General features: G+C 59.5%; 10 protein-coding genes. 3 read left to right on the top strand and 7 right to left on the bottom strand.

Annotated elements, in window-relative coordinates:
* Positions 1-146: 146 nt before the first annotated feature.
* Complete coding sequence (locus EJA70_RS05535; RefSeq protein ID WP_008086417.1) at positions 147-1469, bottom strand: putative porin; 1323 nt, start codon at positions 1467-1469, stop codon at positions 147-149.
* Positions 1470-1752: 283 nt separating this feature from the next.
* Here EJA70_RS05535 and EJA70_RS05530 point away from each other — a divergent pair, with 283 nt between their 5' ends.
* A complete protein-coding gene (locus EJA70_RS05530) occupies positions 1753-2877 on the top strand; it encodes a GNAT family N-acetyltransferase (RefSeq protein ID WP_158830082.1) in 1125 nt (374 codons plus the stop codon).
* Between the two features lie 109 nt (positions 2878-2986).
* Here the strand turns inward: EJA70_RS05530 and aqpZ are convergent, their stop codons facing one another.
* The 5 genes from aqpZ to EJA70_RS05505 form a co-directional block, all read right to left on the bottom strand.
* The gene (aqpZ, locus tag EJA70_RS05525; RefSeq protein WP_158830081.1) at positions 2987-3682 is read right to left on the bottom strand and encodes an aquaporin Z; all 696 of its coding nucleotides are present in this window, start codon (positions 3680-3682) and stop codon (positions 2987-2989) included.
* Between the two features lie 265 nt (positions 3683-3947).
* Complete coding sequence (locus tag EJA70_RS05520) at positions 3948-5780, bottom strand: ABC transporter ATP-binding protein (RefSeq protein WP_158830080.1); 1833 nt, start codon at positions 5778-5780, stop codon at positions 3948-3950.
* A gap of 88 nt (positions 5781-5868) precedes the next feature.
* Positions 5869-6432, bottom strand: a complete 564-nt coding sequence (locus tag EJA70_RS05515; protein WP_008086426.1) for a peptidylprolyl isomerase A — start codon at positions 6430-6432, stop codon at positions 5869-5871.
* Positions 6433-6435: 3 nt separating this feature from the next.
* Positions 6436-7239 carry an alpha/beta fold hydrolase gene (locus tag EJA70_RS05510; RefSeq protein ID WP_158830079.1) on the bottom strand — a complete coding sequence of 268 codons (804 nt, stop codon included), beginning with the start codon at positions 7237-7239 and terminating at the stop codon, positions 6436-6438.
* 14 nt (positions 7240-7253) lie between these two features.
* Positions 7254-8177, bottom strand: a complete 924-nt coding sequence (locus EJA70_RS05505; RefSeq protein WP_008086429.1) for a LysR family transcriptional regulator — start codon at positions 8175-8177, stop codon at positions 7254-7256.
* Between the two features lie 49 nt (positions 8178-8226).
* Between EJA70_RS05505 and EJA70_RS05500 the strand changes: the two genes are divergently transcribed.
* Together EJA70_RS05500 and EJA70_RS05495 are read left to right on the top strand one after the other, a co-directional pair.
* Positions 8227-8541 carry a hypothetical protein gene (locus EJA70_RS05500; protein WP_008086430.1) on the top strand — a complete coding sequence of 105 codons (315 nt, stop codon included), beginning with the start codon at positions 8227-8229 and terminating at the stop codon, positions 8539-8541.
* A gap of 230 nt (positions 8542-8771) precedes the next feature.
* Positions 8772-9371, top strand: a complete 600-nt coding sequence (locus tag EJA70_RS05495; RefSeq protein ID WP_008086431.1) for an FMN-dependent NADH-azoreductase — start codon at positions 8772-8774, stop codon at positions 9369-9371.
* 53 nt (positions 9372-9424) lie between these two features.
* On the opposite strand, the gene EJA70_RS30915 is transcribed toward EJA70_RS05495, so the two are convergent.
* Positions 9425-9617, bottom strand: a 193-nt coding sequence (locus EJA70_RS30915; protein WP_218574204.1) for a hypothetical protein, incomplete at its 5' end; no start/stop codon positions are given.

Genomic DNA, 9617 nt, shown 5'->3' with positions numbered 1-9617 from the left:
CGAAGGCTGCGATCTTTTGATCTTGTTTTTAAAGATCAAAAGATCGCAGCCTTCGGCAGCTCCTACAGGGGGAATAGCACGGTGCGGGTGAAACGAACGGATGATGGGGATCGTCCCGCCCGCACCGGGCTATAGGGTGAAGCGTTTTAGAACTTGGCTTCCGCGTCCAGCTGCAGAGTGTTGGCGTCCGCGTCACGCTGGGTACGGCTGGCGAAGTCGGCCTTGGTCAGGAAGTACGTGGCGCCGATGGCAAAGTTCTTGTCGATGTCGTAACCGACCTTGAACTTGTGACCACGGGAACCGGTGGTGCCGTTGGCAAAGTCGGAGTCGGTGAAGGCACCGACCACGGCGTTGCGCTGCACGTCACGATAGTTGTAGTCGAGGTTCAGACCGAACACTTTCGACTTGGCACCGAGCAACCAGGCCGTGTCCTGATCGGTCACCGCATCGTTGTTCTTCACGTACTGACCGTAGAACGACAGTGGCATTGGCAGGCCGCCGATGTCGAGCTGGCTGAAGCCTTCATACAGACGGAATTCGTTGTTGGCCGAGTTGCCGTTGACGGCCAGGGCGCACGGTGTGGAAGTCCCGGTGCAGCGGCTGTCTTCGTCGTTCTGGTAGGCGTAGACGCTGCCGCCCAGGGTCATTTTCAGATTGTCAGTGATATTGAAGCGGCTACCCAACTGGCCAGCGGTCAAACGCAGGTCGTGGCGGAACTGCACGCCATCGCCGTCGACGTTGTCTTTGAGGTTGTAGTTACCCAGGCTACCGAACAGTTCGGCGCTGCTGCCCAGTGGATATTTGTAGGTGACAGCCAGACCTTCCGGGTTGATGTCGCTGTCCCAGATGACGTCGCCCATGCTGACCCACGGTTGCAGCATCTTGCCGCCGATAATGTGCAGGTTCTTGATCTGATCGGGGTGGTAGTCGATGTAGCCCAGGTCGAGCCAGATCTGCTTCTTGTCGAAGTAGTTGTCCTGGTCCTGGTTGGTCGAACGAGCGTCGTCGCCGCCGCCGGTGGCGATACGGATGCCGGTGTCGACTTGCGGGTTGATCTCGGTGTAGGCGCCGAGACGGGCACGGATGCGCTGACGATCCTTGTCGCGGCCGCCGTTGTTCGGTTCGCCGTCGATCTTGATGGTTTCCTGACGGATACGCACATCGCCCTTGAACTGGGTCTTCGCGGCCCAGGCCAGTTTCTGGTCGAAGGCACTTTGTTCGTTGCTTTTCTTCGCGACCGCCGCAACTTGTTCGTTGGTCTCTTGCTGCGCCTGTTGCGCGATTTGCTGAGCCTTCTGATCCTTGGCCAGTTCAGTTTGCAGTTCAACGTACTGCGCCTGGGAAATCGAACCGTTAGCCTTGAGCATGTCGAGCAGTTTGGCGTCGACTGCAGCACTGGCCGGAACGCTCATGGCCAGTAACAGGCCACCGCACAGGGCCGCCGCAGTTTTCGTGGAAGCAAGACGCATAGCAATCTCCGAAGATGAGAGGGGATGGCTGAACCATCCTGGGCACAACCGACGGTTTTAGCGTCGGAAAACAGTGTCCGGGTAGAACCCGGCGCTCTAAAAACAGGCGCCAGTATCGCGATGGTTTATGACAGCGCAGTGGCACAGTGATGGCAGCTTGATGACGATGTGCAACGGCCGTGAACTATTGATCTAGAGCGCTGTCGGCCGAATGCGGGTGTGCAATGCCGCACAATCAGCGATACTCGCCGGGCGCTGAAGTCCTGTTGTGGAGAGCTCCTCGATGCCGTTGCAATGCCTGCAAAACCTGTCAGAAATCGCCCCGGCGACATGGGACGCACTGGTACCGGACAATCAGCCGTTTCTGCGCCATGCCTTCCTCAGCGCGCTGGAAGACAGTGGCAGCGTTGGCCCGCACACCGGGTGGCAACCGGAGCATTTGCTGCACATCGAGGGCGAACGACTGATTGCCGCACTGCCCAGCTATCGCAAATGGCATTCCTATGGCGAGTACGTGTTCGATCACGGCTGGGCCGACGCCTGCGCCCGTGCCGGCATCGATTACTACCCCAAATTGTTGACCGCTGTGCCGTTCAGTCCGGTCAGCGGCCCGCGTTTGTTGGCAGCCAATGTCGAAGACGGTTTCGAGCTGCTGAAAAGCCTTCCGGGCTATCTGGAAATCGAAGGGCTTTCCGGCGCGCACATCAACTTCACCGACCCGTTCACCGATGCGGCGATGGCCGAACAACCGGGCTGGCTGCAGCGCATCGGTTGTCAGTACCACTGGCAGAATCGTGGTTACCGCGACTTTCAGGATTTTCTCGACGTGCTCAGCTCGCGCAAGCGCAAGCAGATGCGCAAGGAGCGCGAGCAAGTGGCGGGGCAGGGATTCGAGTTCGAGTGGCTGGAGGGACGCGAGCTGGACGAGGCGCAGTGGGATTTCGTCTATGCCTGTTACGCCAACACTTACGCGGTGCGCCGACAAACGCCATACCTGACGCGGGAGTTCTTCAGTTTGTTGGCCGAGCGCATGCCCGAAGCGATTCGCGTGGTGCTGGCCAAACAGGGTTCACGGCCGGTGGCGATGGCGTTCAGCCTGGTTGGCGGCGACAGTTTCTACGGGCGATATTGGGGATGCCTGGCTGAGTTTGACCGGTTGCATTTCGAGACGTGTTTTTATCAGGGCATGGAGTATGCGATTGCCCAGGGTTATCAGCGATTCGATGCGGGCGCTCAGGGTGAACACAAACTGATTCGTGGTTTCGAACCGGTGATCACCCACTCGTGGCATTACCTGCGCCATCCGGGCTTGAAAGCAGCGGTCGAAGACTTCCTCCAGCAAGAGCGCGCCGGCGTTCTCGCCTACGCCGAAGAAGCCCGAACAGCCTTGCCCTACCGCCAAACCTAAATCCCATGTAGGAGCTGCCGAAGGCTGCGATCTTTTGATCCTGGTTTTTAAAAGGCAAGATCAAAAGATCGCAGCCTTCGGCAGCTCCTACGTGGGAATTGTGTTTGGCTCAGGTTTGTTCTTTGCCCAGCCAGCGGTAGATGCCGCCACCCAGCACCGCGCCAATCAGCGGCGCGACCCAGAACATCCACAACTGCGCCAGCGCCCAGCCACCGACGATCAGTGCTGGCCCGGTGCTGCGTGCCGGGTTGACCGAAGTGTTGGTGACGGGGATGGAGATCAGGTGGATCAGGGTCAGGCCCAGGCCGATAGCGATCGGCGCCAGCCCTGGCGGAGCGCGTCTATCGGTCGCGCCGAGGATGATGATCACAAACATTGCGGTCATCACCAGTTCAGTGACAAACCCCGCCGCCATCGAGTATTTGCCGGGGGAGTGCTCGCCGTAACCGTTGGATGCCAGGCCGGCAGCAATGTCAAAGCCTTCCTTGCCGCTGGCGATGTGCGCGATCAGCGCTGCCGCGAGGATCGCGCCGAGCACTTGCGCGATGATGTAGGCCGGCAACTCCTTGGCCGGGAACCGACCGCCGACAAACAGCCCGACCGACACGGCCGGGTTGAGATGACAGCCGCTGATGTGGCCGATGGCGAACGCCATGGTCAACACCGTCAGACCAAACGCCAGGGCCACCCCCAGCACCCCGATTCCCAGTGGCGAAGACGCGGCGATCACCGCACTGCCACAACCACCCAACACCAACCAGAACGTACCCAGCAACTCAGTAACTGAACGTTTGAACAGAGACATGAGAAGAGTCCTTGATAGCTTTGCTATCGAGACTGCATCGATTTGTGCGTCCGTGCAGACTTACGACAGGCTCCCATTCCGGAACCTTGGCTGAGTACAGCAGGGTTTTAACGGATTTCCAGCGGCGACAAAAAGCAAAGATCGCAGCCTGCGGCAGCTCCTACAGAGGAACGCATTCCAATGTAGGAGCTGCCGCAGGCTGCGATCTTTTGATCTTATGGTTTTGATCGTTCCCACGCAGAGCGTGGGAACGATCTTGGAGGGATCAATCGATCCCGACAAACCCACCGGTCTGGTGCGCCCACAGCCGTGCATACAGGCCGCGATGGGCGAGCAGTTCGGCGTGAGTGCCGCTCTCGGCGATCTTGCCGTTTTCCAGCACCACCAGCCGATCCATCCGCGCAATCGTCGAGAGTCGGTGGGCAATCGCGATCACGGTTTTGCCCTGCATCAGCGTTTCCAGGCTTTCCTGAATCGCCGCTTCGACTTCCGAATCCAGCGCCGAGGTCGCTTCGTCCATGATCAGGATCGGCGCATCCTTGAGCAGCACCCGAGCGATGGCGATACGTTGCCGCTGACCACCGGACAACTTCACCCCGCGCTCACCGACATGCGCGTCAAAACCGGTGCGGCCCTCGGCGTCCGACAGCAGCGGAATAAACTCGTCAGCGCGGGCCTTGTGCACTGCGTCCCAGAGTTCGGCGTCGGTCGCATCCGGTTTGCCGTACAGCAAGTTATCGCGGATCGAACGGTGCAGCAGCGAGGTGTCCTGAGTGATCATGCCGATGCGTGCGCGCAGGCTTTCCTGGCCGACGTCGGCAATGTTCTGCCCGTCGATCAGAATGCGCCCGCCCTCGACGTCATACAGACGCAGCAGCAGGTTGACCAAGGTCGATTTGCCGGCGCCGGACGGCCCGATCAAACCGATTTTTTCCCCCGCTTTGATGTTCAGGTTCAGGTCGCCGATGATCCCGCGCTTCTTGCCGTAGTGAAAATCCACGTGCTCGAAACGCACTTCGCCACGGGTCACTTCCAGCGGTTTGGCGTGATCCTTATCGGTGACGCTGACCGGTTGCGAAATGGTCTGCAAACCGTCCTGCACCATGCCGATGTTTTCGAAAATGCCGGTGACCACCCACATGATCCAGCCGGACATGTTGACGATGCGAATCACCAGGCCGGTCGCCAGAGCAATCGCCCCGACAGTGATCAATGACTGCGTCCACAACCACAGGGCCAACGCGGTGGTGCCGACGATCAGCAGGCCGTTCATGGTGGTGATCGCCACGTCCATGCTGGTGACCACACGACCGGCCATTTGCGCTTTGACGGTCTGCTCTTCGATGGCTTCCTTGGCGTAGTGCTGTTCGAAATTGGTGTGGGCGAACAGCTTCAGCGTGGCGATGTTGGTGTAGCCATCGACAATGCGCCCCATCAGTTTCGAGCGCGCGTCGGAGGCTTCCACCGAGCGTTGTTTGACCCGTGGCACAAAGTAGTAGAGCGCGCCGATATAGGCGACGATCCACGTCAGCAGCGGGATCATCAGGCGCCAGTCGGCCTCGGCGAATAGCACCAGCGCGCTGATCGCGTAGATCACTACGTGCCACAGCGCATCCACTGCTTGCACCGCCGAGTCACGCAGCGAGTTACCGGTCTGCATGATGCGCTGGGCGATGCGCCCGGCGAAGTCGTTCTGGAAGAAATTCAGGCTCTGTTTGAGCACATAGCGGTGGTTCTGCCAGCGGATCATGCTGGTCATGCCGGGGCTCAGGGTCTGATGCACCAGCAGGTCGTGCAAGCCGAAGAAAATCGGCCGCAGCACCAGCGCCACCACCACCATCCACGTCAGTTCGAAGGCATGGTCGTGGAAAAAATTCGGGTTGGGCGTGCCCTGGGCCAGGTCGATGATGCGGCTCAGGTAACTGAACAGCGCCACTTCGATCAGCGCGGCGAACAGGCCAACGACGAGCAGGGCGGCAAAACTCGGCCAGACTTGTTTGAGGTAATAGGTATAGAAGGGCCAGACGCGATCGGGAGGGGATGCTGTCGGGGCGTCGCGGAATATGTCGATCAGTTGTTCAAAACGGCGATAGAGCATCAGATAACCGCCCGGAATCCGGGCTCTCCTTTTATCGGTGTGAGCGGCGTGAGGTTGAATTCACGCCGCTCGATTCGCCCTGTACAGCTTAGTCGATGACTTTGGCCGACTTGATGATCACAGGGTCGGAAGGCACGTTTTGCATGCCGCTTTTGGTGGTGGTTGGCGAGTTGACGATGATGTCGACCACGTCCATGCCCTTGACCACTTTGGCGAACACCGCGTAACCGGCGTCACGGCCCGGGTCGAGGAAGTCGTTGTCCTTCACGTTGATGAAGAACTGGCTGGTGGCCGAGTCAGGGTTGGAGGTGCGTGCCATCGACAAGGTGCCGCGAACGTTGTGCAGGCCGTTGCTGGCTTCGTTCTTGATCGGCGCCTTGGTGTCTTTCTGTTGCATCTGCGGGGTGAAACCGCCGCCCTGAGCCATGAAGCCCGGGATCACGCGGTGGAAAATGGTATTGGTGTAGAAGCCGCTGTTGACGTAGTCGAGAAAGTTTTTGGTACTGATCGGCGCCTTGACCGGATCCAGTTCGATTTCGATCTGGCCGTTGGTGGTGTCGAGCAGCACGTGCGGCGCTTTGGCGGGAGTCGCGGCCATCAGGTTGGCGGCAAACAGCACGGTACCAGCGGCGAGGGCGAGTTTTTTCAGCATGGGTCAGTGATCCTGAGATTGAAGGTCGGCTGTGGCGAGAAACGCCAGCAGCGTTTGATTGAAGCGTTCGGGTTGATCGAGCGGGGTGGCGTGGCGCGAATCGGCGATCACTACCAGCCGCGCATCGGGCAGCAGTTTTACATAGGTTTCTTTCAGCGCGACGGGTGTGTAGTCACGGTCGGCGCTGACGATGAGGGTTGGACAGGTCACTCGGGAAAGTCGTTCCTGAACGCCCCAGCCCACAATCGCATCAAAGCTGGCGAGATAAGCACGTTTGTCGTTTTTTGCCCAGCGCTCGGACATCTTCTGCCGCAAATCAGCCTGCTCGGGTTTGGGGAAAAGTTTGCCGCCAAGGGCCTTGCCGATCGTGGCGAGGCTCAGCACGCGCATCAGGCTCCAGCGCTTGAACCACTGCCAGTAATCGTCGCGGCTGCGCAATTTGACTTCCGGCGCGCTGTTGACGATGGTCAGGCTCTTGAGCATTTGCGGATGATCGACGCCGAACTGAAAGCCGATCATGCCGCCCATCGACAGGCCGACGTAATGCACCGGGCCAAGGCTCAGATGCTCGATGAGTGCGAGCAGATCGGCGCTGAAACCGGCGATGCTGTAGCGCTCACGGGGCTTGTCCGAGCGCCCGTGGCCGCGCACATCGGGGACGATCACCCGGTAATGCGCGGCGAGCGCCGGGATCTGCAGTTCCCAGTCCAGCGTGCTCGAACCGAGCCCGTGAACCAGCAGCAACGGCGTGCCGTGGCCGTATTCCTCGTAGTGCAGGTTGCAACCTTCGTGCTCGAAATAGGCCATCGGTGAACTCCGTGTCAGGCTTGTTCGGGGGCGGCGTACGGCGCATCCAGAGGTAACGTATCGAAGGTGCGCAGCAGTTCGATGAGGATTTGCGTGGCCGGGCCCAAGGGTTTGTCCTTGTTCGAATACAGGTAGAAGCTGGAGTTGCGAGTGCCGCCCCTGTCCAACGGTAGCAGCTTGAGCGAGCCATCTTTCAATTCCCGCTCGATCATGTGCCGGGGCAACCAGGCAAAACCCAGACCGCTGCTGACAAAGGTTGCGGCAGTGGCGAGGCTGCCGACCGTCCAGCGCTGTTCGGCGCCGAGCCAGCCGACATCCCGGGGTTGCTGGCGGCCGGAGTCGCGGATGACCACTTGCATCTGGGTTTCCAGATCCTGAAAGCTCAGTTCGCGATTGAGCCGATGCAGCGGGTGATCGGGGTGGGCGACGGCAATGAACTCGACGTCGCTCAATTCCGCACCGAGGTGGCCGGGAATGCTCAGGCCGGTGATGGCCAGATCGGCGACGCCTTCGAGCAATACTTCCTCGACGCCCGACAATACTTCCTCACGCAGACGTACGCGGCAACCACGACTCTGCGGCATGAACGCGGTCAACGCGCGCACGATCCGCGCGCTCGGGTAGGCGGCATCGACCACCAGCCGCACCTCAGCTTCCCAGCCTTGCTCCATGTGATGAGCAAGGTCCTCCAACTGACTGGCCTGTTTCACCAATTGCCGCGAGCGGCGCAGCAATACTCCGCCGGCCTCGGTGAGCACGGCTTTACGCCCGTCGATGCGCAACAGCGGCACGCCGAGCTGGTCCTGCATGCGCGCGACGGTGTAGCTCACCGACGATTGCGAACGGTGCAGGGCCTCGGCGGCTTGGGCGAATCCGCCGTGGTCGACCACGGCCTGCAATGTTCGCCATTGATCCAGGGTCACGCGGGGCGCTTTCATCAATAGCTCCTCTTGTCCTAAGCTGGCCGTCCCTCATGGAGACTGCCGAATGAAAAAATTCTGTTGTGTGGTGCTGGCGCTGCTGCCGTTGACTGCTTTTGCTTATCCGATCGATGTGCAGAAGGATCTCAACGGTCTCAAGATCGACTACGAAACCTTCGACACGGATAACGACATCGGCTCCATCCGGGTGGCCAACTACGGTGATGTCGATGCAGTGTGCAAGGCCGTTTTCAGCAATGGTCCCGAGGCGCCGCGCACCCGCAACATCGAAGTGGCCGCGGGCAAGCATAAAAACGCCACTGCCAAGTTCACCCGCGAGATCATCAAGCTGCGCATCAAACTGACCTGCACCCCGAAATAACACCGATCCCTTGTAGGCCTTCGCCTGCTCGCGATAGCGGTGTGTCATATACATCTGTGTTAACTGACACACCGCTATCGCGAGCAGGCGAAGACCTACAGGGGTATGCGTCAGCTTATAAACGAATTTATCGATGTGTTATAGCAATTATTTGCGCTTTTTCATCGATTCAACTCTGTTTAACCTTCACTCCATCGACTTACAACATTCTCGGATGGAGGCTACACACCATGTCCCGCGTTCTGATCATCGAAAGCAGTGCCCGCCAGCAAGACTCGGTATCCCGTCAACTGACCCAGACGTTCATCAGTCAGTGGAAAGCTGCACACCCTGCCGATCAGATCACCGTGCGTGACCTCGCCGTGAATCCGGTGCCACACCTGGACAGCAACCTGCTGGGCGGCTGGATGAAACCTGCCGATCAGCGCAACGACAGCGAACAAGCGTCGCTGGACCGCTCCAACGCACTGACTGATGAACTGCTCGCCGCCGACGTACTGGTGATGGCCGCGCCGATGTACAACTTCGCCATCCCGAGCACCCTCAAGGCCTGGCTCGACCACGTGCTGCGTGCCGGCGTGACCTTCAAGTACACCGAAACCGGCCCGCAAGGCCTGCTCAGCGGCAAACGTGCCTACGTGCTGACGGCTCGCGGCGGCATCTACGCCGGCGGCCCGGCGGACCATCAAGAACCGTACCTGCGTCAGGTCATGGGCTTCATCGGCATCAACGACGTGACGTTCATTCACGCCGAAGGCATGAACCTCGGTGGCGACTTCCAGGAGAAGGGCCTCAATCAGGCCAACGCCAAGCTGTCCCAGGTCGCTTGATATGTTAATCGCCAGATAATCGCCGATTGTTTAAGTGACCTGGCGCAACCCCTTCAAGGCTCTACGCGCATCGAACCTCCCTTTGCACTTGTTGCTCCTGAGTGCTGTAGCCCGATTGAACGCATTAGCGAGATCGGGCTTTTTTTTGCCCGTAACTCACCGATCCCCTGTAGGAGCTGCCGCAGGCTGCGATCTTTTGATGTTGATTTTAAAAAAAACAAGATCAAAAGATCGCAGCCTGCGGCA

Origin of the sequence: Pseudomonas sp. PB103, assembly GCF_009764635.1 — a bacterium.
Lineage (GTDB): Bacteria > Pseudomonadota > Gammaproteobacteria > Pseudomonadales > Pseudomonadaceae > Aquipseudomonas.
Note: the sequence above shows the minus strand (reverse complement) of the source record. Positions and strands in the feature narration are given on the sequence as shown.

What these genes read in the sequence shown, in the direction of transcription:
- EJA70_RS05535 (WP_008086417.1), bottom strand. Translation starts at nt 1,469, where the DNA reads ATGCGTCTTGCTTCCACGAAAACTGCGGCGGCCCTGTGCGGTGGCCTG.
- EJA70_RS05530 (WP_158830082.1), top strand. Translation starts at nt 1,753, where the DNA reads ATGCCGTTGCAATGCCTGCAAAACCTGTCAGAAATCGCCCCGGCGACA.
- aqpZ (WP_158830081.1), bottom strand. Translation starts at nt 3,682, where the DNA reads ATGTCTCTGTTCAAACGTTCAGTTACTGAGTTGCTGGGTACGTTCTGG.
- EJA70_RS05520 (WP_158830080.1), bottom strand. Translation starts at nt 5,780, where the DNA reads ATGCTCTATCGCCGTTTTGAACAACTGATCGACATATTCCGCGACGCC.
- EJA70_RS05515 (WP_008086426.1), bottom strand. Translation starts at nt 6,432, where the DNA reads ATGCTGAAAAAACTCGCCCTCGCCGCTGGTACCGTGCTGTTTGCCGCC.
- EJA70_RS05510 (WP_158830079.1), bottom strand. Translation starts at nt 7,239, where the DNA reads ATGGCCTATTTCGAGCACGAAGGTTGCAACCTGCACTACGAGGAATAC.
- EJA70_RS05505 (WP_008086429.1), bottom strand. Translation starts at nt 8,177, where the DNA reads ATGAAAGCGCCCCGCGTGACCCTGGATCAATGGCGAACATTGCAGGCC.
- EJA70_RS05500 (WP_008086430.1), top strand. Translation starts at nt 8,227, where the DNA reads ATGAAAAAATTCTGTTGTGTGGTGCTGGCGCTGCTGCCGTTGACTGCT.
- EJA70_RS05495 (WP_008086431.1), top strand. Translation starts at nt 8,772, where the DNA reads ATGTCCCGCGTTCTGATCATCGAAAGCAGTGCCCGCCAGCAAGACTCG.